The organism is Pseudomonas sp. GW821-FHT09E12 (assembly GCF_059416085.1).
Map to the genome: position 1 here is coordinate 39,107 of NZ_JBWKOM010000007.1, position 22,136 is coordinate 61,242.

At 65.6% G+C, this 22,136-nt stretch carries 18 protein-coding genes and 1 pseudogene; 16 read left to right on the forward strand and 3 right to left on the reverse strand.

What is annotated here, in order from left to right; translation table 11 throughout:
• Window positions 1–135: 135 nt before the first annotated feature.
• From AC07PQ_RS20810 to AC07PQ_RS20885, 16 genes are all read left to right on the forward strand, one after another.
• Window positions 136–1,512: a diaminobutyrate--2-oxoglutarate transaminase gene (locus AC07PQ_RS20810; RefSeq protein WP_493186346.1), complete on the forward strand. Its 1,377-nt coding sequence runs from the start codon at window positions 136–138 to the stop codon at window positions 1,510–1,512.
• Between the two features lie 235 nt (window positions 1,513–1,747).
• Window positions 1,748–3,550 carry an IucA/IucC family protein gene (locus AC07PQ_RS20815; RefSeq protein WP_007925427.1) on the forward strand — a complete coding sequence of 601 codons (1,803 nt, stop codon included), beginning with the start codon at window positions 1,748–1,750 and terminating at the stop codon, window positions 3,548–3,550.
• Window positions 3,543–4,763: a type III PLP-dependent enzyme gene (locus AC07PQ_RS20820; protein ID WP_493186345.1), complete on the forward strand. Its 1,221-nt coding sequence runs from the start codon at window positions 3,543–3,545 to the stop codon at window positions 4,761–4,763. The genes AC07PQ_RS20815 and AC07PQ_RS20820 overlap by 8 nt, the downstream gene beginning before the upstream one ends.
• Window positions 4,760–6,175, forward strand: coding sequence for a DHA2 family efflux MFS transporter permease subunit (locus AC07PQ_RS20825; RefSeq protein ID WP_493186344.1), 1,416 nt, complete (start codon window positions 4,760–4,762; stop codon window positions 6,173–6,175). The genes AC07PQ_RS20820 and AC07PQ_RS20825 overlap by 4 nt, the downstream gene beginning before the upstream one ends.
• A gap of 18 nt (window positions 6,176–6,193) precedes the next feature.
• The gene (locus AC07PQ_RS20830) at window positions 6,194–8,083 is read left to right on the forward strand and encodes an IucA/IucC family protein (RefSeq protein ID WP_493186343.1); all 1,890 of its coding nucleotides are present in this window, start codon (window positions 6,194–6,196) and stop codon (window positions 8,081–8,083) included.
• Complete coding sequence (locus AC07PQ_RS20835; RefSeq protein WP_007925436.1) at window positions 8,077–8,850, forward strand: HpcH/HpaI aldolase family protein; 774 nt, start codon at window positions 8,077–8,079, stop codon at window positions 8,848–8,850. The genes AC07PQ_RS20830 and AC07PQ_RS20835 overlap by 7 nt, the downstream gene beginning before the upstream one ends.
• A 4-nt stretch (window positions 8,851–8,854) precedes the next feature.
• Window positions 8,855–10,738, forward strand: a complete 1,884-nt coding sequence (locus AC07PQ_RS20840) for an IucA/IucC family protein (protein ID WP_493186342.1) — start codon at window positions 8,855–8,857, stop codon at window positions 10,736–10,738.
• Complete coding sequence (locus tag AC07PQ_RS20845) at window positions 10,731–11,621, forward strand: ABC transporter substrate-binding protein (protein WP_274334402.1); 891 nt, start codon at window positions 10,731–10,733, stop codon at window positions 11,619–11,621. The genes AC07PQ_RS20840 and AC07PQ_RS20845 overlap by 8 nt, the downstream gene beginning before the upstream one ends.
• The gene (locus AC07PQ_RS20850; protein ID WP_493186341.1) at window positions 11,618–12,607 is read left to right on the forward strand and encodes a FecCD family ABC transporter permease; all 990 of its coding nucleotides are present in this window, start codon (window positions 11,618–11,620) and stop codon (window positions 12,605–12,607) included. Before AC07PQ_RS20845 ends, AC07PQ_RS20850 begins: the two co-directional genes overlap by 4 nt.
• The gene (locus AC07PQ_RS20855) at window positions 12,600–13,631 is read left to right on the forward strand and encodes a FecCD family ABC transporter permease (RefSeq protein ID WP_087090884.1); all 1,032 of its coding nucleotides are present in this window, start codon (window positions 12,600–12,602) and stop codon (window positions 13,629–13,631) included. Before AC07PQ_RS20850 ends, AC07PQ_RS20855 begins: the two co-directional genes overlap by 8 nt.
• A 10-nt stretch (window positions 13,632–13,641) precedes the next feature.
• Window positions 13,642–14,433, forward strand: a complete 792-nt coding sequence (locus AC07PQ_RS20860) for an ABC transporter ATP-binding protein (protein WP_493186340.1) — start codon at window positions 13,642–13,644, stop codon at window positions 14,431–14,433.
• Entirely contained in the window at window positions 14,430–15,209 is a 780-nt protein-coding gene (locus AC07PQ_RS20865) for an IucA/IucC family C-terminal-domain containing protein (RefSeq protein WP_493186339.1), read from the forward strand. The genes AC07PQ_RS20860 and AC07PQ_RS20865 overlap by 4 nt, the downstream gene beginning before the upstream one ends.
• Window positions 15,206–15,820 carry an RraA family protein gene (locus AC07PQ_RS20870; RefSeq protein WP_493186338.1) on the forward strand — a complete coding sequence of 205 codons (615 nt, stop codon included), beginning with the start codon at window positions 15,206–15,208 and terminating at the stop codon, window positions 15,818–15,820. Before AC07PQ_RS20865 ends, AC07PQ_RS20870 begins: the two co-directional genes overlap by 4 nt.
• 393 nt (window positions 15,821–16,213) lie before the next feature.
• Window positions 16,214–18,775, forward strand: coding sequence for a nitrite reductase large subunit NirB (nirB, locus tag AC07PQ_RS20875; RefSeq protein ID WP_493186337.1), 2,562 nt, complete (start codon window positions 16,214–16,216; stop codon window positions 18,773–18,775).
• On the forward strand, window positions 18,775–19,164 hold the full coding sequence (gene nirD, locus AC07PQ_RS20880; RefSeq protein ID WP_087090888.1) for a nitrite reductase small subunit NirD: 390 nt from the start codon (window positions 18,775–18,777) through the stop codon (window positions 19,162–19,164). The genes nirB and nirD overlap by 1 nt, the downstream gene beginning before the upstream one ends.
• 94 nt (window positions 19,165–19,258) lie before the next feature.
• Window positions 19,259–19,699 carry a CBS domain-containing protein gene (locus AC07PQ_RS20885; RefSeq protein WP_102679772.1) on the forward strand — a complete coding sequence of 147 codons (441 nt, stop codon included), beginning with the start codon at window positions 19,259–19,261 and terminating at the stop codon, window positions 19,697–19,699.
• A 112-nt stretch (window positions 19,700–19,811) separates the two neighbouring features.
• On the opposite strand, the pseudogene AC07PQ_RS20890 reads toward AC07PQ_RS20885, so the two are convergent.
• The 3 genes and pseudogenes from AC07PQ_RS20890 to AC07PQ_RS20900 all read right to left on the reverse strand — a co-directional run bounded on the left by AC07PQ_RS20890 (window position 19,812) and on the right by AC07PQ_RS20900 (window position 22,088).
• Window positions 19,812–20,296, reverse strand: a pseudogene (locus AC07PQ_RS20890) (DUF6392 family protein).
• On the reverse strand, window positions 20,297–20,770 hold the full coding sequence (locus tag AC07PQ_RS20895; RefSeq protein WP_102679769.1) for a DUF6392 family protein: 474 nt from the start codon (window positions 20,768–20,770) through the stop codon (window positions 20,297–20,299).
• Window position 20,771: 1 nt separating this feature from the next.
• A complete protein-coding gene (locus AC07PQ_RS20900; RefSeq protein WP_493186334.1) occupies window positions 20,772–22,088 on the reverse strand; it encodes an S-type pyocin domain-containing protein in 1,317 nt (438 codons plus the stop codon).
• Window positions 22,089–22,136: the final 48 nt, after the last annotated feature.

Consider the following 22,136-nt stretch of genomic DNA (forward strand, 5'->3'; position numbering starts at 1 on the left):
GGTTTTTGGCGTGGGCGCGATAGTTAGCTTATATCCGCAAGTGTCATGCGACTATTCCAAATAAGTTTGAATAAGTAGTTGCGCGTTTTTATTAATGATAATAATTTGCATGTCGAATTTAACGAGGGTGAACAGATGTTGAATGATGGCATATTGCGCACTAGTCCTCTGCAAAAGACCAATGCCGACTATCTGGCCCGGCAAGGCAAGTTCGAATCCAATGTGCGCAGTTACCCGCGCAAGTTGCCGCTGGCCATCGCCAAGGCGCATGGGGTCTGGGTCACCGACGTCGAAGGCAAGACCTACCTGGACTGCCTGGCCGGCGCCGGCACCCTGGCCCTGGGGCACAACCACCCGGCGATCATGGCCAGTCTCGACAGTTTCCTGGCCTCGGGCCTGCCCATGCACACCCTGGACCTGACCACCGTGGTCAAGGACGCTTTCAGCGAAACCCTGCTCAGCCTGCTGCCGGGCCAGGGCCGCGACTACTGCCTGCAATTCTGCGGGCCGTCCGGGGCGGACGCGGTGGAAGCGGCGCTGAAGCTGGCCAAGACCCATACCGGGCGGCACAACGTCATCAGTTTCTCCGGGGCCTACCACGGCATGACCCACGGCGCCCTGGCGCTGACCGGCAATACCGCGCCCAAGCACGCCATCGCCGGCCTGATGCCGGGCGTGCAGTTCATGCCGTACCCCCACGAATACCGCTGCCCGCTGGGGATCGGCGGCGAGGCCGGGGTCGAGGCGCTGACCCATTACTTCACCCAGTTCATCGAAGACGTGGAAAGCGGCGTGTCGCTGCCGGCGGCGGTGATTCTCGAGGCGGTGCAGGGCGAGGGCGGGGTCAACTGCGCGCCGGCCAGCTGGCTGCGGGCGATCCGCGAAGTGACCCGCCAGCACGGCATCGTGCTGATCCTCGATGAGGTGCAGGCCGGCTTTGCCCGCACCGGCAAGATGTTCGCCTTCGAGCACGCCGGCATCGAGCCGGACATGATCGTCATGTCCAAGGCGGTGGGCGGCGGCCTGCCGATGGCGGTGCTGGGCATCAAGCGCGAATTCGATGCCTGGGAGCCGGGCAACCACGCCGGCACCTTCCGCGGCAACCAGATGGCCATGGCCGCGGGCCTGGCGACCCTGCAGGTGTTGCGCGAGCAGAACATCGCGGCCCTGGCCGAGCGCCGCGGGCAGTGGCTCAAGGAGCAATTGACGGCCTTGCAGCCGAGCTATCCGGCCCTGGGCCAGGTGCGCGGGCGTGGCCTGATGCTGGGCATCGAGATCGTCGACGAACGCCAGCCGGCCGACCGCCACGGGCATTTCCCCTCGGACCCGGGCCTGGCCGTGGCCATCCAGCAGCACTGCTTCAAACAGGGCCTGCTGCTGGAGCGCGGCGGACGCCGCGGCAATGTGATCCGCCTGTTGCCGCCGCTGGTCATCGACGACGAACAGTGCCAGCAAGTTATCCAGCGATTTACTCGCGCAATGGCGGACGCCTTATTGCAGGTACGTGCTTGAAGTGCTGTTTTTGAAATGAAGCGTATTCGATGAAAGTGTGTCGTTTTTCACACTTTTAAGTCTTGATTGAATAACTGTCAGGCGACAGGTTTTTCTTGTTCAAGGTTGCAGGAAAGTGCAAGCGGACGAGTTCGTTCGACGGGTATCTGTCGGCTTTCGGTACGGCCGAAGAGCAACTAACTATTTGCCGCGACAGTACGCAGCCAGTGACCGCACGGGCTACTGTGGAGCATGTATGAATTATTCAGATCGCGATGTTTTATCAAAGCATGTTTTATCGAAGATGGTCAGTGAGCTGGCGACCACTCGCGCCTTGCTCAATTGCCTGATCAAAGAGTTCGCCTTGCCGGAAAACTGCCTCAGTTACAGCTGGCCGACACAGATGCAGGGCATCGCCCCCGGCAGTTACCTGGACGGCCTGGAATGGAAGGGCATTCCGCTGACCATCGACCTGCCCAACCGGCAGCAGTTCTTCGTCATGGTCGACCGCCGCGACCACCTGGGCAGCCACCGTTACCTGTCGGACGTGTATGCCCGGCGCGAAGCAGGCGAGACCTGGCGTTGCCTGGCCTTTGCCGAGTTCGTCGAGCAACTGCTCGGCGCCTGCGAACACATGACCCGGGCCAGCAACGACGAGTTGCTGGACCAGGTGCTGCAAAGCCAGTCGCTGACCGCCGCCATCGTCGCCCACAACATGGACGGCCAGGGCCCGGCGCCGCTGAGCGGCTACCTGGCCAGCGAGCAGGGCCTGTGGTTCGGCCACCCCAACCATCCGGCGCCCAAGGCGCGGCTGTGGCCGGCGCACCTGGCCCAGGAAACCTACGCCCCGGAATTCCAGGCCGAGACCGCGCTGCATCTGTTCGAGGTGCCGCGCCAGGGCCTGCGGGTGACCGCCAGCGGCCTCAGCGAAGAGCAGGTGATGGCCGGTTTCGCCGACCAGGGCCGGGCGCGCCCGGGGCACGCGATGATCTGCATGCACCCGGTGCAGGCCGAGCTGTTCATGCAGGACCGCCGCGTGCAGCGCCTGCTGGAGCTGGGCGAGGTGATCGACCACGGGCCGACTGGGCCGCTCGCCAGCCCGACGGCCTCGATGCGCACCTGGTACATCGAGGACCACGACTTTTTCATCAAGGGCTCGCTGAACGTGCGCATCACCAATTGCGTGCGCAAGAACGCCTGGTACGAGCTGGAAAGCACGCTGATCATCGACCAGTTGTTCCAGCGCCTGCAGCGGACCCAGGCCGAAACCCTCGGCGGGCTGTCGGCGGTGGCCGAGCCGGGTTCCATGAGCTGGGCCCCGGCCCAGGCCAGCGAAGCCGACGCCCACTGGTTTCGCGAACAGACCGGGGCGATCCTGCGGGAGAACTTCTGCCGCCGCGCCGGCGCCGAGCGCAGCGTGATGGCCGGCACCCTGTTTGCCCGCGACATCCATTCGCGGCCGCTGGTGCATGACTTCCTGCAAGGCTTCAACGCCAGCGAACTGGCGGACGAGCAACTGGTGGACTGGTTCGACCAGTATCAGGCGTTGCTGCTGCGGCCGGTGCTGGCGCTGTTCTTCAACCACGGCGTGGTGATGGAGCCGCACCTGCAGAACACTGTGCTGATCCACGACCAGGGCCAGCCGCGACAGTTGCTGCTGCGGGACTTCGAGGGGGTCAAGCTCACCGATGAGCTGGGCATGGCGCAGATCGAGGTCGGCCTGCACCCGCGGGTGCGCCAGTCATTGCTGTATTCCCGCGAGCAGGGCTGGAGCCGCATTACTTACTGCCTGCTGATCAACAACCTGTCGGAAGCGGTGCTGGCCCTGAGTTGGGAACGCCCGCACCTGGCACCGCTGATGTGGCAACGGGTCGAGCAGCAGCTGCGGCGCATCCGTGACGAACTGGTACGCCCGGCGCCGGAGCTGGACGCGCTGATCGCCGGCCAGCCGATCGCCTGCAAGACCAACCTCAAGGTGCGCCTGGCCGCCAAGGCCGACCGTCAGGCCGGCTACGTCAGCCTGAGTTCGCCGTGGAGCGAGGAGGCCCGTTATGGCTGAGTTGTCCCAGGCGGTCCTGCGCGCCATCGACCAGGCCCGGGCCGGCAGTGCCGACCCGCTGGCGGCCTTTATCTACGACCTGGACGCCTTGCAGGCCCATGTGCGCCAGGTGATGGCGGCGTTGCCGGCCGGGGTCGAGCTGTATTACGCGATCAAGGCCAACAGCGAGGCGCCAGTGCTGGCGGCGCTGGCCCCGCTGGTCAGTGGTTTCGAGATTTCCTCGGGTGGCGAGATCGAGCGGGTGGTGGCCTGTCCGACCCGCAAGCCCTATGTGTTTTCCGGCCCGGGCAAGCTCGATTCCGACCTGCGCGCGGCCCTGGCCCATCAGGTGGAAGCGGTGCACCTGGAAAGCCTCAACGAGATCGAGCGCCTGCAACGCCTGGCCGAAGAAGCCGGGCGGGTGCAGCCGGTATTCATCCGCATCAACCCGCAGTTGCCGCAGAACCAGTCGAGCCGGCTGGCCATGGCCGGCACCGCCACGCCGTTCGGCATCGACGAGGCGGAACTGGCCGAGGCCGTGCAAAGGGTCGACCGGGCCAGCCATCTGCGCCTCAAGGGTTTCCATGTGCACGCCATGTCCCACCAGCAGTCGGTGGAGCGCCATGAGCAGTTGCTGGACTTCTATCTGCAACGCTGGCCGCTGTGGAAGGCCCTGGCGGCGCACCCCGAGCAACTGACCCACCTGAATGTCGGCGGCGGCATCGGCGTCGACTACCTCAGCGGCCAGCAGTTCGACTGGCAGCGCCTGTGCCGCTACCTGGAACGCCGGCTGGCGGAGCAGGGCGATCAGGCGCCGATCCTGCGCTTCGAGCCCGGGCGGTTTATCAGTGCTTTTTGCGGTTACTACGTGATCGAGGTGCTGGACACCAAGACCAGCCACGGCGAGCACTTCCTGGTGTGCCGCGGCGGCACCCACCAGTTCCGCCTGCCCGCGGCGCAGAGCCACAGCCACCCGTTGATTCACCTGCCACGCACGCCGCAGCCGGCGCACAGCACAGAGCAGGCCTGGACCGTGGTCGGCCAGCTGTGCACGCCCAAGGATGTGCTGAGCCGGGCCCAGCCGCTCAAGGGCGTCAGCGTCGGCGACCTGCTGGTGCTGCCGATGGCCGGGGCCTATGGCTACAACATTTCCCACGCCGACTTCCTCTGTCATCCACGGCCGGCGCAGCACTTCCTGCGCCAGGGTGAATTGCTCGAAGGAGCCGGTCTGTGAGTTTCAAGGCACCGCGCGCTTGGGTGGTGGTCAACGTGCTGCTTGGCACCCTGACCGTCAGCCTCAACAACAGCTCGCTGAACCCGGCGTTGCCGGCGTTCATGCAGGCGTTTGCCATCGGCCCGTTGATGGCCACCTGGATAGTCGCGGCCTTCATGACCAGCATGGGCATGACCATGCCGCTGACCAGTTTCCTCAGCCAGCGCCTGGGCCGGCGACGCCTGTACCTGTGGGGCGTGGCGCTGTTTATCGGCGGTTCGCTGCTCGGTGCCCTGGCCGATTCCATCGCCCTGGTGATCGCCGCGCGGGTGGTGCAGGGGATCGCCAGCGGGCTGATGATCCCGCTGTCCCTGGCGATCATCTTCGCGGTGTACGCCAAGGACGAGCGCGGCCGGGTCACCGGCCTGTGGGGCGCGGCGGTGATGCTGGCGCCGGCGGTGGGCCCGCTGTGCGGCAGCCTGCTGCTGGAGTGGTTCAGCTGGCGCTCGCTGTTTTTGATGAACGTGCCGATCGGCGTCGTTGCGCTGCTGATGGGCCTCGCGATACTGCCGCCTTCCGAGCCGGCCGAGCGCAAGCCGTTCGACCTGGCCGGCTACCTGCTGATCGCTTCGGGCATCGGCCTGCTGATGATTGCCATCAGCCGCCTGCACCACGCCGCCGGGCTGCTGGACCCGTTGAACCTGCTGATGCTGCTGGTGGCGGTGCTGTGCCTGGTGGCCTTTGTCCGCCTGGAGCTGCGCCGCGAGGCGCCGCTGCTCAACCTGCGGATCTTCGCCCTGCGCGGTTACCGCCTGAGCGTGATCATCGCCGTGGTGCAGTCGGTGGGCATGTTCGAGTGCCTGGTGCTGCTGCCGTTGCTGGTGCAGACGGTGCTCGGCTACAGCGCCATCTGGACCGGCCTGGCGCTGCTCTGCACGGCGGTGTTCGCCAGTCTGTTCGGGCGCATGGGCGGCAGCGCCCTGGATCGCCACGGGCCGCGTCTTGTCGTGTCCATCGGCCTGCTGCTGACCGGGCTGTCGACCCTGGCCCTGGGCCTGCTCCCGGCCAATGCGGCGATCGGCCTGGTGTTCGCGCTGATGATGCTGCGCGGCGCCGGCCTGGGCCTGTCCTACATGCCGGTGACCACCGCCGGGCTGAATGCCTTGCCCGAGCCGATGGTCACCCAGGGCGCGGCGATGAACAACATCTCGCGGCGCCTGGTGTCGTCCCTGGGCATTGTCATCGCCTCGCTGTGGCTGGAGTTCCGCCTGGTCGATGGCGGCGCGCAGGCCCAGGCGGGCATGTCGTCCGCCATCAGCGAGGTGTTCGTGGTCACCGGCCTGCTGATCCTGCTGGCGTTGCCCTGCGCCTGGCGTTTTCCCCTTTCCGACGAGACCGCCGAGGCTGTGCCCGTCGCGCTCGAACACCGTTAACCCTTCTTCGCACAAGGTATGAACATGGCGACTGCAATCTCGACAACCTCAAGCCAGCCCTCCGGTCCCGGTGCCTGGCTGGCCACGGTGGATGGGCGTATCGACGAAAAAGTCCAGCAGCGGGTGGTCGGCCAGCTGTTGCAGACCCTGCTGTATGAAGGCGTGCTGCCGTTCGACAGCCAGCCGCTGGAGGGCGGCCCGCACGGCCATGACAGCGGCCAGCGCCGTTTCGTGGTGCTCGGCATCGACGGCCAGCAGCAGCGGGTGGAGTACCACTGCAACGGCCTGCTCAGCGCCAGCTTCGATTTGATCCGCCTCGATTCCGCCAGCCTGGAACGCCTCGACAGCCGCGGCCAGCGCAGCGTGCCGGACCTGCACCAGGCCCTGGCCGAGCTGCTCGGCGACTACCAGGACAGCCCGCACCTGGGGCGTTTCATCCAGGAACTGGAGCAGACCCAGCTCAAGGATCTGCAAGCGCGCAGCCAGGGCTACCAGGCCGAAAAGCCGGCCCACCAGCTGGACGTGGACGCCCTGGAGCAGCACTTCATGGACGCCCACAGCTACCACCCGTGCTACAAGTCGCGCATCGGCTTTTCCCTGGCGGACAACCAGGCCTACGGCCCGGAGTTCGCCACGCCGATCGCCGTGGTGTGGCTGGCGGTCGCGCGCAACCGGGCCTCGCTCAACCATTCGCAGAAACTCGATTTCCCGACCTTTATCCGCCAGGAGCTGGGCGCCGCGCGCTGGCGGCAGGTCGAGCAGCAACTGGCCAGCCAGGGCCGGGCGCTGGACGACTACCAGCTGCTGCCGGTGCACCCATGGCAGTGGGAAAACCTGATTGTCTCGACCTTCTACCCGGAGCTGCTCAGCGGCGAGCTGATCTACCTCGGCACCTCGGATGACCAGTACAAGGCCCAGCAGTCGATCCGCACCCTGGCCAACGCCACGGCCAAGCAGCGGCCGTACGTCAAGCTGGCCATGAGCATGACCAACACCTCCAGCACGCGCATCCTGGCGCGGCACACGGTGCTGAACGGGCCGATCATCACCGACTGGCTGCAACAGCTGATCGCCAGCGACAGCACCGCGCGCCAGCTGGATTTCGTGATCCTCGGCGAGGTGGCCGGGGTCAGCTTCGACTACCAGCACCTCCCTCCGTCCCGCAGCCCCCAGGCCTACGGCACCCTGGGGGCGATCTGGCGCGAAAGCCTCCATCAGTACCTCAAGGCCGACGAGCAGGCGGTGCCGTTCAACGGCCTGAGCCATGTGGAGAACCGCTACGGCACAGGGCCGCAGCAGCCGTTCATCGACGCCTGGATCCGCCAGTACGGCCTGCAGGCCTGGACCCGCCAGCTGCTGCAGGTGACGGTGCCGCCGATCATCCACATGCTCTACGCCGAAGGCATCGGCATGGAATCCCACGGCCAGAACATCGTGCTGATCGTCAAGCAGGGCTGGCCGCAGCGCATCGCCCTCAAGGACTTCCACGACGGCGTGCGCTACTCGCCGGCGCACCTGGCGCGCCCCGAGCTGTGCCCGGAGTTGGTGCCGCTGCCGGCCAGCCACGCCAAGCTCAATCGCAACTCCTTCATCCTCACCGACGATGTCAACGCGGTACGGGATTTCTCCTGCGACTGCTTCTTCTTTATCTGCCTGGCGGAGATGGCGATCTTCCTGCGCCAGCACTACCAGCTCGACGAAGGCCAGTTCTGGCAAATGACCGCCGAGGTAATCCTCGACTACCAGGACGCCCATCCGCAGCACCGCGACCGTTTCGGCCTGTTCGACGTGTTCGCGCCGAGCTACGAGGTCGAAGAGCTGACCAAGCGCCGCCTGCTGGGCGACGGTGAGCGGCGCTTCAAGTCGGTGCCCAATCCACTCCATGCCTACAGGCCGCAAGCATGCTGAGAAGCAACCAGCTGAAACGCAAACTGGCGGCCGGGCAAACGGTGTACGGGCTGATCAGCTCGATTCCGGCGCCGGCGGCCATCGAGCTGATCGCCGAGGCCGGGTTCGACTTCGTGATCATCGACATGGAACACGTGCTGATCAACCCGGAAACCGTCGAGCACATGATCCGCACCGCCGAAGCCTACGAGCTGACGCCGCTGGTGCGGGTCGCCGACCTCAACCCCAAGACAATGCTGCGCCTGCTCGACGGCGGCGCCCAGGGCATCGTGCTGCCTATGATCGAGTCCGCTGGGCAGTTGCAGACGGCGATTGCCGCCTGCAAATACCACCCGCTGGGCCAGCGCAGCCTCAACGCCGGGCGCCCCGGCAGTTTCGGCAAGCACAGCCTGGCGCAGTACGTGGGGCAGGCCAACGAGCAGATCATGCTGGTGGCGATGATCGAAAGTGCCGCCGGCGTGCGCAACGCCGCGCAGATCGCTGCGGTGCCGGGCCTGGACATGATCCTCGAAGGCGCGGCCGATCTCTCGCAATCCCTCGGCATGCCCTGGCAGATCGACCAGCCGGCGGTCCAGCAGGCCCTGCTCGACAGCTGGCAGGCGGCGGACCATGCCGGCGTGCCGTATTGCGCGATTCCCCGACAGCAGGGCGACCTGGGACGCTGGCGCGAGCGCGGGGTCCGGGCCTTTGTCCTCGGCGACGAACGCGGCATTGCCTTTCGTGCTCTCCAGGCCAGGTTGGCCACCCTTTCTCTAGAAGGAAAATAATCCGATGAACTTCACAACCATGGCCGCCGAGCTGGTGATGCAGGACCTGATCGATTGCCTGCTCGCCGAAGACTTCTTTGGCCGCGAACCCTTGCCGTTGCTGACTGCCAGCCAATGGCGCCAGGCCCATCCAGAAGCCCCACCCCTCGAAGCCCCAACCCTTGAAGGCGCGGATGCCCGGCAGCGGATCTGGGAGTGGTGCTGCGACGCCCAGGAACAGCGCTTTATCAGCATCGCCCTGCGCCCGGGCATCACCCAGCAGTGGGAGAAGGTCCCGGGCACGCAGGTTCTGGCCCGCCAGGAGCAGCGCTGGACGGCGCTGGGCCCGGTGGACTTCATGCGCCGGGTGTTCACCGGCATGGGCCCGCGTTTCCAGGACAACGAGAAGGGCCTGACGCTGTTTCTCGAAGTGCTGCATATCAGCGTCTGGCAGACCGCCCTGTCCCTGGAGCACCGGGTTGACCACCAGGGCCTGATGGCCCAGGACGGCGCCACCTTTTTCCGCACCATGGAGCAGTGGGCTTCGCTGCGCGATCGTCCGTACCACCCGCTGGCCAAGGCCAAGCAGGGCTTGCTGCAGGCCGAATACCAGCAGTACCAGGCCGAGTTCGCCCAGCCGGTGGCGCTGAACTGGGTGGCGGTGCGCAAGGACCTGCTGCAAGGCGGCGCGGGCGTGACAGACCTGGAACAGATCTACCCGGCGCGCTACCTGTTGCCCGAAACCTTGCAGGAACACCTGGCCGGGGAGCTGCGCGAGCGCGGCATTGGCGACAGCCATGTGGCCTTGCCGGTGCACCCGTGGCAGTTCGAGCACGTATTGCCGACGCAGCTGGGCGATGCCTTCGCCCGTGGCGACTGCCAGCGCCTGGACTTCAGCGAGGCCACGGTCTTCGCCACCTCGTCGCTGCGCTCGATGACCCCCTGTTTCGCCAGCGCCGACTACCTCAAGCTGCCGATGGCCATCTATTCCCTGGGCGCCTCGCGCTACCTTCCGGCGGTGAAGATGATCAACGGCGGCCTCAGCGAGGCGCTGCTGCATCAGGTGCGGCGCCTCGATCCGGTGCTGGAGCAGAGCCTGCACCTGTGCGACGAGAGCAAGTGGTGGTCCTTCATGCCGCCCCAGGCGACCCTGTTCGACGAGGCGCCGCGGCACCTGTCGGCGATGGTCCGCGGTTACCCGCAAGCCTTACTCGACGACCCGGACTGCCGCCTGCTGCCGATGGCCGCCCTGGGCACGCCATTGCCCGGCAGCAACCGGCACTTCTTCGATGAGTGGATGCAGTACCGCGAACTGCCGGCGACCCAGGCTTCGGTGCTGACCCTGTTCAGCGAGCTGTGCCAGCGCTTCTTCGACGTCAACCTGCGGATGTTCCGCCTGGGCATGCTCGGCGAGGTGCACGGGCAGAACGCGGTGCTGGTGTGGAAGGCCGGCCAGGCCCAGGGCCTGCTGCTGCGCGACCACGATTCGCTGCGCATCTTCGTGCCGTGGCTGGAGCGCAACGGTATGGCCGACCCGGAATATCGGATCAAGAAGGGCCACGCCAACACCCTGTATCACCAGCGTCCCGAAGACCTGCTGTTCTGGCTGCAGACCCTGGCGATCCAGGTCAACGTGCGGGCGATCATCGACACCCTGGCCCAGGTCTACGCCGTGCCGGCGACTGCATTGTGGAGCGCCTTGCGCCAGGTGCTGGACGCTCTGTTGCAGAGCATCGAGTTCGACGATGAGGCCCGGGCGATGATCAGGCGCCAGCTGTTCGAAGCGCCGCGCTGGCCGCAGAAGCTGCTGCTGACGCCGATGATCGAACGCGCCGGTGGCCCGGGCAGCATGCCGTTCGGCAAGGGCGAAGTGGTCAACCCGTTCCAGCGGCTGGCTCCCGATGCCTGACCCGCTGATCCATCCTTGCAGGCGCACGCTGTTGCGCCTGTCCCTGGGGTTGCTGGCCTTGCCACGGATCGCCCGCGCCGAACCGCTGCGCCTGGTCACCCTGTTCCAGGGCGCCACCGACAGCGCCGTGGCGCTGGGCGTGACGCCCTGCGGCGTGGTGGAGTCTTCGAGCGAAAAGCCGACCTTCCGTTATTTGCGCCCGGCGCTGGCGAATGTTCCTCATGTTGGCCTGGAAACCCAGCCCAGCCTTGAGGACATCGTGCTGCTGGAGCCGGACGTGATTGTCGCCTCGCGTTTTCGCCACCAGCGCATCGCGCCGCTGCTCGAACGCATGGGCACGGTGCTGATGCTCGAGGAGGTCTTCGAGTTCAAGCGCACCCTGGCGTTAATGGGCGCGGCCCTGAACCGCCAGCAGCAGGCCAGCAGCCTGCTGGGGCAATGGCAGCAGCGGGTGGCGCGCTTGCGCGAGCAGTTGCAGGTGACTTTCGCCGGGCGCTGGCCGCCCACGGTGTCAGTGCTGGATGTGCGTGAAGACCATGTTCGCAGTTACCTGCCGAGCAGTTTCGCCGGCTCGGTGCTCACGGAGCTGGGTTTCGCCTGGAACCCGGTCGCCCGCGAGTCCCGGGGCACCTATATCAAACTCACCAGCAAAGAGAACTTGCCCGTGGTCGATGCCGACCTGTTTTTTGTATTCCAGCGCGACAGCCAGGCGGTGCAGCACAACTATGAACGGCTGGTGCATTACCCGTTCTGGCAGCAGCTGCGCGCCGTGCAACAGCAGCAGGTGTGGCGGGTCGATGGCATCGCCTGGAGTTTCTCCGGAGGGATCCTCGGCGCCAACCTGATGCTCGACGACATTGCCCGCCTGGTGGCGTCTTCATGAGCCCTGGGCTGAAACTCGGCCTGGCGCTGGTCGTCCTGCTGCTGTGCGCTGGCCTGAGCCTGGCGGCCGGGGCGACCTGGATCGAACCGTCGCAGTTGCTCAAGGGCCTGCTGCAACCGGACAGCCTCAGCGCCGGCCAGCAGTTGATCTTCAACAGTCGCTTGGCGCGCACCCTGATGGCCGTCGCCGTGGGTGCGAGCCTGGCGGTGGCGGGGGCGCTGATGCAGGCGCTGACCCGCAACCCGCTGGCATCGCCGGGGTTGTTCGGGGTGAATGCCGGGGCGACCTTCGCGATCATCCTGTGCTCGTCGCTGTTTGCCCTGTCGTCCATGAGCCAGTGGCTGTGGTGCGCCTTTATCGGCGCCGCGCTGGCCGGCAGCCTGGTGTGGCTGATCGGCAATCGCGGGCAGGGCAGCCTCAACCCGCTGCGCATCGTTCTGGCGGGGGCGGCGATCACCGCGTTGTTTTCCGCCTTCAGCCAGGCGTTGCTGGTGGTCAACGAGGAGGGCCTGGACACCGTGCTGTTCTGGCTCGCCGGGTCGTTGTCCGAGCGTGACCTGGGGCTGGCCGCGCCGCTGCTGGTGGGCGTCTTGCTAGCCTTGCTGGGATCGTTGCTGCTGGCCGGGCAGGTCAATGTGCTCAACGCCGGCGAAGCCATCGCCATCGGCCTGGGGCAGCGCACCGGGTTGATCCGCTGGCTGATGAGCGTGCTGATCATCGGCCTGGCGGGTAGCGCGGTGGCGCTGGCGGGCAGCATTGGTTTCATCGGCCTGCTGGTGCCGCACATGGTGCGCAAGGGCCTGTCCATCGACCATCGCTGGTTGCTGCCGGGGTGCGCGGTGCTGGGGGCGATCCTGCTGTTGCTGGCCGACACCCTGGGGCGCCTGGTGATCCTGCCGCAGGAGGTGCCGGTGGGGGTGATGACCGCGTTGTTCGGCGCGCCGTTCTTTATTTTCCTGGCCCGTCGTGGAGGCCGTTATGAATAACACCCTGACCCTGCGCACCGCCGGCTTTTCGCGGCGCATCGACCTGGCGACCCTGTGGCGGCTGTTGCTGGCCGTGCTGGCGACGGCACTGGTGATGCTCGGCGCCTTGTCCCTGGGCAAGCTCAACCTGTCGCCGCTGACCGTGCTGGAGCTGCTGTGGCGCGGCGGCGACGAGCGCCTGCTGTTCATCGTCGAGCAACTGCGCCTGCCGCGCCTGCTGCTGGCAGCCCTGGTCGGCGCGGCGCTGGCGGTGTCCGGCCTGATTTTGCAGAGCATCATCCGCAACCCGCTGGCATCCCCCGATCTGCTGGGCATCACCAGCGGCGCCAGTGCCGCGGCGGTGCTGTACCTGTCGTTCTTTTCGTTGCTGCTGGGTCCGCAGTTCTTGCCATTGGCGGCGATGCTCGGCGCCGGGCTGGCGGCCCTGGCCATTTACCTGCTGGCCTGGAAGCAGGGCACCTCGCCGCTGCGCCTGGTGCTGATCGGTGTCGGCGTGTCGGCGCTGCTGGCGGCGGTGACCACCTTTGTCCTGGTGTTCAGCCCGCTGACCACCACCTTGTCGGCCTATGTCTGGCTCACCGGCAGCGTCTACGGCGCCAGCTGGCCGGAGCCGCGGGCCCTGGCCGGCTGGTTGCTGGCGATCCTGCCGTTGCTGGTGTGGCTGGCGCGCCAGGTGCGGGTGCAACAACTGGACGATGCCTTGGCCCAGGGCATCGGTGTGCGGGTACAGTGGCTGCGCGCCGGCCTGCTGCTGGTCAGCGTGGCCCTGGCCGGGGCGGCGGTGGCCTGGGGCGGGGCGATTGCCTTTGTCGGGCTGATCGCGCCGCACATCGCCAAGCGCCTGGTGGCCCCGGGGTTCGCCGGGCAGGCGGTGATGGCGGCGCTGGTCGGCGCCAACCTGGTGATGCTCGCCGATCTGATCGGGCGCACCCTGTTCCTGCCGCTGGACCTGCCGGCGGGGATCTTTGTCGCGGTGCTGGGCACGCCGTTCTTTCTTTATCTTTTGATCAACCAGCGGCACTAAGGAATTCCCGATGTCCTCGATGGCAACCCAGCAACTGACCCTGGGCTATCAGCGCCAGGTGATTATCGACGGGCTGGACCTGCAACTGCCGGCGGGCCAGGTGTCGGTGCTGATCGGCAGCAACGGCTGCGGCAAGAGCACCCTGCTCAAATCCCTGGCGCGGCTGCTCAAGCCGCAGCAGGGTTCGGTGATCCTCAATGGCGAGGATATCCAGCACAAATCCACCGCGGCGGTGGCGCGCGAACTGGCGATCCTGCCGCAGATGCCCAGCGCCCCCGAAGGCATCACCGTGCGCCAGCTGGTGGCCCTGGGGCGTTATCCCTACCAGAACTGGATGCAGCAATGGTCGGCCCAGGACGAAGCCATGGTCGAGCGCGCCCTGTTGCAGACCGGCGTGCAGGCGCTGGCGGAGCGGCCGGTGGACGCCTTGTCCGGCGGCCAGCGCCAGCGGGTGTGGATTGCCATGACCCTGGCCCAGGACACCGAGATCGTGCTGCTCGACGAGCCCACCACCTTTCTCGACCTGGCGCACCAGATCGAAGTGCTGGACCTGCTGCGCGAACTCAATCGCCAGGAGAACAAGACCATCGTCATGGTCCTGCACGACCTCAACCTGGCCTGCCGCTACGCCGACCATATGGTGGCGGTGCACCAGCGCACCGCGTTCGCCCAGGGCCGGCCCGAGGAGATCCTGACCGAGGAACTGGTCAAGCAGGTGTTCGACCTCAATTGCCGGATCATCGCCGATCCGTTTTTCGGCACGCCGCTGTGCATTCCCTTTGGCCGGGAACTGCCGCGATGAACCTGCAAGCCGCCTTCAACCCGCAAGACTGGAGCGTGCTATCCGGGCCGTTGCGCCTGAAACCCATGGCCCAACGCGACCGCCAGCGCTCCCTGAGTGCCCGGGCCTTGCTCGACGATGACACCTGTATCGCGCTGCTCGACCAGCTGGGGCCGGTGATCGGTTCGCCGACCCGGGCGATCACCGCCTCGCTGCTGGCCAAGCGTTTTTCCTTCCTCGCCACCGGCGCCTGCCTGTACGCCATGTCGGTGTGCGACCAGGGCCTGCTGCTGTCCCTGGACGACTGTGTGATCGAGTACGGCCACGACGACGGGCTCTGGACGTCGTCGATGCCGCTGGCGGACCGGCCGCCCCAGGCGTATGCCGCGGGCGAACGCGACGCCTGGCGCTCGGCGATTGTCGAGGCGCTGTTCGCCGGGCTGCTGGCGCCGCTGTGGCAGACCTTCAACCGGGTCAGCGGCATTTCCCGGCGCATCCTTTGGGAAAACACTGCGGTGCGGGTCTATTCGCTGTACGAAAAACGCATGGGCAAGGTCGAGGACCCGCTGATCCGCTTGCGCCATGAGGCGGACTTCGACTGGCTGCTGCAAGAGGCCGCGCCAGCGCTGTTCGGCCTGGACTACAACCCGCTGCGGCACTTCCGTCGGCCGCCGACGCAGCTGGAGGAGGGCAAGAGCATCCGCTTTCGCCGCACCTGCTGCTTCTATTACGAGGCCACCGAGCCCGCCGAATACTGCTCGACCTGCCCGCTGCTGCGTCCGAGGAAATGCCGATGATCGCTCCCCGCCAACACCACGCCAGCGCCGCCTTGCTCGAGCATTACCGCGGCATCGCGCCTTCGACCCTCGGCCACTTTGGCGACGAGGGTTACCTGCGCGGCATCCGCCCGCTGTTCGACGGCCTGCGCATGCTCGGCAATGTGGTCACGGTCAAGGTCTTCGCCCCGGATGGCGCCATCCTGCGCGACGCACTGCTGCTCAGCGAACCGGGGGATGTGCTGGTGATCCAGTGCGTGGGCGATCAGGAGTGCGCCTGCTGGGGCGAACTGCGCACCCTGGCCGGGTTGATCAAGGGCCTTTCCGGGGTGGTGGTGGAGGGCGCGGTCACCGATGTCGCCGCCTTGCGCGAGCATCGCCTGCCAGTGTTCAGCCGTGGCGTCAGCGCCTACACCACCCGCGGCATCGGCGAGCAAGGGGAGGTCAACCTGCCCATCGAAGTGGCCGGGGTGCGGGTCAACCCGGGGGATATCGCCATCGGCGACGACGACGGCGTGTTCATCCTCGACCGGCAACGGGCCGAGGCGCTGTTGCCGCAGCTGCTGGCCAAGGAAGAGCAGGACCGCGAGCGGCGCGCGGCATTCTTGCAGCGCCTGGCCGCCATCCGCTGACGCGTCGGCGAACCGGCCGGGTTTGCACTTTTATAAGGCTCGCGGCTCCGGCCTTGCACCAGGCTAAGGCGATTCCTGGCCCAGGGTAGGCTATCCGGGAGCCTTGCAGAATGACCGCGCAACCCCGCCAGCACGGCCTTTCAAGGCGTGCGGCGCCGCCTGGCACAAAGGCTGCAAGACAGCCGTTAACGCCCCACCGCGCATGTCGCGGGCGGGCCGCCCCCTCGGTCAACGCAGATCGATCGGCCAACCGGCCATGGGCACTCGGTGAGTCAGGCACAGCAGCCCGATCGCACACCGCAAATAACAGGCAAAGGCGCCTGGAACCGTGAGGTTTCAGGCGCTTTTTTTTGCTTTAAAAAAACCGTGATTGGCTTGGGTCGGGTGCTATTTATGAATGCCATTGTTGCCCCTTTGAACACACACAAAACCCTGATCGTGATCGGTAACGGCATGGTCGGACATCATTGCGTCGAACAGCTGGTGGCGCGTGGCGCGCTTGAGCAGTACCGCCTGCACGTCTTCAGCGAAGAGCCGATGCGCGCCTACGACCGGGTGCACCTGTCCGAGTATTTCAGCGGTTGCGACGCCGAATCCCTGGCCCTGGGCGATGCCGCGCTGTACCAGGCCCCGGGCCTGACCCTGCACCTGGGGGTGGCGGTGCTGCGCATCGACCGCGAGCACCGCCAGGTCATCACCGCCGCCGGCCCGGTGCACTACGACAAGCTGGTACTGGCCACCGGGTCCTACCCGTTCGTGCCGCCGATCGAGGGCGCCGCAGGCGATTCGCGCCTGGTCTATCGCACCCTGCAAGACCTCGATGCCATCCGCGCCGCGGCCGCCAATGCCCGGCGCGGCGTGGTGGTGGGCGGCGGGCTGCTTGGCCTGGAGGCGGCCAATGCCTTGAAGAGCCTGGGCCTGGAAGCCCATGTGGTGGAGTTCGCCCCACGGCTGATGCCGGTGCAGCTGGACGAGCAGGGCGGTCGCGCGTTGAAGGCGCGGATCGAAGCCCTGGGCGTCGGCGTGCACCTGGGCAAGGGCACCCAGTTGATCAGCGCCGGCGAGCAGTACCGCTACCGGATGAACTTCGCCGGCGACGACTTCCTCGAAACCGACCTGATCGTGTTCTCCGCCGGGATTCGTGCCCAGGATGCCCTGGCCCGCGACTGCGCCCTGGAGATCGGCCCGCGTGGCGGCGTGGTGGTGGACAACCAGTGCCTGAGTGGCGACCCGCACATCTACGCGATCGGCGAGTGCGCCAGCTGGAACGGCAGCCTCTTCGGCCTGGTGGCCCCGGGTTACCAGATGGCCCGCAGCGTCGCCGCGCAGCTGTGCGGCGAGCCGGGCGAGTCTTTCATGGGCGCGGACATGTCGACCAAGCTCAAGCTGCTGGGGGTCGATGTCGGTTCCATCGGCGACGCCCAGGGCCTGACCCCGGGCGCGCGCAGCTACCAGTTCATCGACGAGGCCACGGCCAGCTACCGGCGCCTGGTGGTGGATGCCAGCGGCAAGCAGGTGCTCGGCGCGGTGCTGGTGGGCGACAACAGCTACTACGACACCTTGCTGCAATACATGCAGAACGGCATCGCCTTGCCCGCCGAGCCGGCCGGCCTGATCCTGCCGTCTAGCGCCGGCGCGCCGACCCTCGGTCCGGGCGCCTTGCCCGAGTCGGCCACGGTCTGCTCCTGCCACAACGTGACCAAGGGCGCGATCTGCTCGGCCATCGACGGCGGCTGTTCCGAGCTCGGCCAGCTCAAGGCCCGGACCAAGGCCTGCACCGGTTGCGGCGGTTGCGCCGGGCTGCTCAAGCAGGTGTTCGAGCACGAACTGATCGCCCGTGGCGTCAGCGTCGACAAGAGCCTGTGCGAACACTTCGCCTACACCCGCCAGGAGCTGTACGCGCTGGTACGGGTCGAGGGCATCCTCAGTTTCAACGAGATGCTCGCCAAGCATGGCCGCGGCCACGTTGGCTGCGATATCTGCAAGCCGGCGGTGGGCTCGATCCTCGCCTCGTGCTGGAACCAGCCGATCATGGACCGTTCCCTGGTGCCGCTGCAGGACACCAACGACACCTTCATGGCCAACATGCAGAAGAACGGCACTTACTCGGTGGTGCCGCGCATCGCCGGTGGCGAGATCACCGCCGACAAGCTGATCGTGATCGGCCAGGTGGCGAAGAAATACGAGCTCTACACCAAGATCACCGGCGGCCAGCGCGTCGACCTGTTCGGCGCCCAGTTGCACCAGTTGCCGGATATCTGGGCCGAGCTGATCGCGGCCGGTTTCGAGACCGGGCATGCCTACGGCAAGTCGACCCGCACCGTGAAGTCCTGCGTGGGCAGTACCTGGTGCCGCTACGGCGTGCAGGACAGCGTGCGCATGGCCCTGGAGATCGAGGACCGCTACAAGGGCCTGCGTTCGCCGCACAAGCTGAAGTTCGCGGTGTCCGGCTGCACCCGCGAATGCGCCGAGGCGCAGAGCAAGGACGTCGGCGTGATCGCCACCGAGAACGGCTGGAACTTGTATGTCTGCGGCAACGGCGGCATGCGCCCGCGCCACGCCGAGCTGTTCGCCACCGACCTCGACGACCAGACGCTGATCCGCTACATCGACCGCTTCCTGATGTTCTACATCCGTACCGCCGACCGCCTGCAACGCACCTCGGTGTGGCGTGAAAGCCTGGAGGGCGGCCTGGATTACCTCAAGGCGGTGGTGATCGACGACAGCCTGGGGCTGGGCGCCGAGCTGGAAGCGCAGATGCAGCTGGTGGTGGACCGCTACGAATGCGAATGGGCCAACGCCCTCAAGGACCCGGAAAAACTCAAGCGCTTCCGCACCTTCGTCAACGACCAGCGCCCCGACCCGGACATTCATTTTGTCGAGGAACGCGGCCAGCGCCGGCCGATCATGGCCGCCGAACTCAACCTGATCCCTGTCACCGAGGAGGTGCTCTGATGAGCCTGTCGCCAAGCCTGCAACCTATCGAAAGTGGATTCGTCGAGCAGCCCGGCGTGCAGTGGCAGGCGGTGTGCAGCCGCCAGGACCTGGTCAGCCACAGCGGCGTGGTGGTCTGGCACGACGGCGCCCAGGTGGCGCTGATCTACCTGCCGGATGCCGCGCAGCAGACCCTCTACGCCATCGACAACCACGACCCGCAGTCCGGCGCCAATGTGATCGGGCGTGGCCTGGTGGGCTGCATCAAGGATGAGCTGGTGATCGCTTCGCCCCTGTACAAGCAGCACTTCCGCCTGGCCGACGGCACCTGCCTGGAATACCCGGAGCAACGCCTGCGCACCTGGCCGGCGCGGCTGCGCGGCGACGTGGTGGAAATCGGTGTGCGCTAAGCCGCGCGCGCCTTACTCGATCCAGATCCATGCTTGCCTGCGCGCCCCGTGGCGCGGGGCCGGAACCCCTGTTGCTCAAGTATCGGAGACGCCCATGAAAACCGCTGCTCAGTTGCTGAAGTTGAAGGCCGTGGAACACCGCCAGGTGCACAGCATCGGCCCGGACCAGATGGTGCTCGAAGCACTGCAGATGATGGCGCAGAAAAACGTCGGCGCGCTGCCGGTGATGGAAGCCGGGCAGGTGGTCGGCGTCATCAGCGAACGCGACTATGCACGCAAGGTGGTGCTGCAAGGCCGCTCATCGGTAGGCACCCCGGTCCGCGCCATCATGAGCGCCCCCGTGGTCACCGCCGACAGCCAGCACAGCATCGAACGCTGCATGGCCGTGATGACCGACAGCCACCTGCGCCACCTGCCGGTGCTGGACGGCGAGCAACTGATCGGGCTGCTGTCGATTGGTGATTTGGTGAAGGAAGCGATTGTCGAGCAGGCGGACCTGATTCGGCAGTTGGAGCACTATATTCGGGGGCATTGAATCGTGGATAGGGACCCTTCAAGCCAAGGCGATTCATTAATTAGTAGGAGCGAAGCTTGCTCGCGAGGCGTCCTGTCAGGCAAACCGCGCAGTTCCTATCGCCAGTTAGCTCCTACATGGTGTGAGGCGGGTCAAGGTTGGGGTGGGATTTATCGTTCAGCCTGAAGACGATGCCTTCCACTTCCATGTCGACGGTGTACTTGAACAACACATGGACGCTCTTGGACATGCCTAGAAAACGATAGCTATCCCAGCCGCCCGTCATGCCGGAGATAGGCACTCTATAAGGCGCTTCTGACTCCAGCGGCTCGCCATATTGAGATTTAACCCACGCCTGATTCATCTTCGTTTTGAGCTGGTGGGGAAGGCTCCCTCGGTATACGGGTTCTCCTTCAAAACCCTCAAGAAAGGTAATGAACAGGTTTCAAAACGTTGAGTGATGGCCCAAAAAACCAATTCGACCCCTGGCTCCGGCGACACTGTCACCCTGTCGCTGTCATCAAAGATGCCCTTTGGTGGTCCTCCTGGGAGATACATTCCTGAGGCAATCATTTCGGGGTAGGTGCGGCCAAGGCATTTAACCAAGTCATCGATCATTTAAGCGTGTGATCTTTCGTTCAGCTCGAACACTATCGTTTCAACTTCCATTCTGGCGCTGTATTTAAAAACCACCTGTGTTCCTTTGGGAATGCTCGGAAAGCGATAAATGTCCCACCCTCCCGTCATGCCCCGTATGGGCATTTTGAAAGGTGCTTTTGACTCCAGTGGCTCTCCAAAGCGAGACCTTATCCACCCCTGGTTCATTTGACTTTTAAGTTGGTAGGGTAGGCTTCCCTTGTAGAGGGACTTCCCTTGGAAGCTTTCCAGCAAGCTGATGAACAGCATTTCAAAGCGCTGACTCTTAGCCCAAAAACCTAATTCGATTCCAGGCTCAGGTGACATTGCCAAGGTGTCACTGTCCTCGAAAATACCTTTAGGCGGTCCACCTGGAAGATACATTCCGGAGGCAATCATTTCGGGATAGGTACGGCCGAGACTTTTAACCAAGTCATCAATTGTTGCTGCGTTCATATCAATACCAACCCTGTTCCCGGTGGAGATTATGCAGATGGGTGCGTGCCGTTTCGATCTGTTCTTCGGTAAAGCCTTCGTCCAACAGGTAAGGTTTCATAGCGTCGAGATTAGTATCTACGGCTGCACGCAGGTCAGAGGCATCCTCGACCTGCCGGGCCTTGGTGTTTCTACCGCCATACGTTGCACTGTATTTTTGGTGAACTTTTCGCGGGATCGCGATGCTCGGGGCTTTGCGTAAATTGTCTTGAATATCTTCACCTTGTATATGTGGATCGTTTGCTTTCAAAAAAGTCTCCAACGCCTTCTGCGACGGTATGTGATCAATATCCAACCCATCCTTGGCGCTTCTACTGGAAAGATCATTCGCCGGGCCGACCTCCAGCGGGTTGACCAGGGGCTTGGCGAAGACCAGGTACAACGAGCGCAGGCCGCTGCCCGCCGGGAAGGTGATGATGCAGTCTTCGACCTTGAGCTCGTCGATGGGCGCGCCCTGGAGCTGGCTGTCGCCGCCTTCGGCGATGGGGTGGACCATGAGGTTGGCCAGTTCGTCGGTCACCCCCGGGTAGGGTGTCGGGGCGGTGACCACCGGGCCGTTGTGCGGTGTCCAGGTGATGGTGAGCGTGCCGAGGTGGGCCTGCATGGCGTTTTTGTCGGCGTTCCAGTGGGCCTTGATCACCGGGACGCTGTCCTGGCCCGACTGGGCGCTGGTGTGGATGCCGTGGATGTGCAGCGCGCCCTGGCTGTCGCGGCGGAACTGGAAGCGCACCCGGGTAGTGGCGGCGCGCAGCTCGCGCAGTTGTTCTTCGCTGTAGAAGGCGTCGTCGCCGAGCAAGGTCGGGGTCATGGCCAGGAGCAGCACCTGTCCAGCCGGGCCGCTGACAGTCCTGGCCGTGGTGCCGGCCATCTGCACTGACCAGGCGAAGCTCCTGAGGAGCAGCTCGCCGGCGACCCTGCCGAGCCCGACCTCGGTCGCCGAGGATGCCATCAGCATGGTCTTGCCGAAATTGCCCGCGGGCTCGCTGGCGCTGCCGGCCTGGGTGGTGCCCCAGGGCGCGCTGCTGATGGACTTGGCGAAGACCAGGTCGGTGCGAGGAACGGGATCGGGCCAGGGGTCTGGCCGAAGGTAGACCGGCTGCGGTTCGGGCGCGGGGCAGAGCAGGCTGCCGCTGGCTGTGGCGGCGGAACTGTCGGTGACCAGCACCCAGTCGCCGTTTCTGACGGCGGCCAGAATCTCCCGGTCGCTGTGGATGCTGTAGTGCTCGCGCAACAGCTCGTCCAACCCTTCAAGGCTTGACCTGTTGCGTTGCAGGGCCATGCGCACCTGGGTTTCGGCGAAATACGGATCGTGCGCGTTCCATGCCTG

Coding starts and splice junctions, on each gene's coding strand:
- AC07PQ_RS20810 (WP_493186346.1), top strand. CDS start 136: ATGTTGAATGATGGCATATTGCGCACTAGTCCTCTGCAAAAGACCAAT.
- AC07PQ_RS20815 (WP_007925427.1), top strand. CDS start 1,748: ATGAATTATTCAGATCGCGATGTTTTATCAAAGCATGTTTTATCGAAG.
- AC07PQ_RS20820 (WP_493186345.1), top strand. CDS start 3,543: ATGGCTGAGTTGTCCCAGGCGGTCCTGCGCGCCATCGACCAGGCCCGG.
- AC07PQ_RS20830 (WP_493186343.1), top strand. CDS start 6,194: ATGAACATGGCGACTGCAATCTCGACAACCTCAAGCCAGCCCTCCGGT.
- AC07PQ_RS20835 (WP_007925436.1), top strand. CDS start 8,077: ATGCTGAGAAGCAACCAGCTGAAACGCAAACTGGCGGCCGGGCAAACG.
- AC07PQ_RS20840 (WP_493186342.1), top strand. CDS start 8,855: ATGAACTTCACAACCATGGCCGCCGAGCTGGTGATGCAGGACCTGATC.
- AC07PQ_RS20845 (WP_274334402.1), top strand. CDS start 10,731: ATGCCTGACCCGCTGATCCATCCTTGCAGGCGCACGCTGTTGCGCCTG.
- AC07PQ_RS20850 (WP_493186341.1), top strand. CDS start 11,618: ATGAGCCCTGGGCTGAAACTCGGCCTGGCGCTGGTCGTCCTGCTGCTG.
- AC07PQ_RS20855 (WP_087090884.1), top strand. CDS start 12,600: ATGAATAACACCCTGACCCTGCGCACCGCCGGCTTTTCGCGGCGCATC.
- AC07PQ_RS20860 (WP_493186340.1), top strand. CDS start 13,642: ATGTCCTCGATGGCAACCCAGCAACTGACCCTGGGCTATCAGCGCCAG.
- AC07PQ_RS20865 (WP_493186339.1), top strand. CDS start 14,430: ATGAACCTGCAAGCCGCCTTCAACCCGCAAGACTGGAGCGTGCTATCC.
- AC07PQ_RS20870 (WP_493186338.1), top strand. CDS start 15,206: ATGATCGCTCCCCGCCAACACCACGCCAGCGCCGCCTTGCTCGAGCAT.
- nirB (WP_493186337.1), top strand. CDS start 16,214: ATGAATGCCATTGTTGCCCCTTTGAACACACACAAAACCCTGATCGTG.
- nirD (WP_087090888.1), top strand. CDS start 18,775: ATGAGCCTGTCGCCAAGCCTGCAACCTATCGAAAGTGGATTCGTCGAG.
- AC07PQ_RS20885 (WP_102679772.1), top strand. CDS start 19,259: ATGAAAACCGCTGCTCAGTTGCTGAAGTTGAAGGCCGTGGAACACCGC.
- AC07PQ_RS20895 (WP_102679769.1), bottom strand. CDS start 20,770: ATGAACGCAGCAACAATTGATGACTTGGTTAAAAGTCTCGGCCGTACC.
- AC07PQ_RS20900 (WP_493186334.1), bottom strand. CDS start 22,088: ATGGCCCTGCAACGCAACAGGTCAAGCCTTGAAGGGTTGGACGAGCTG.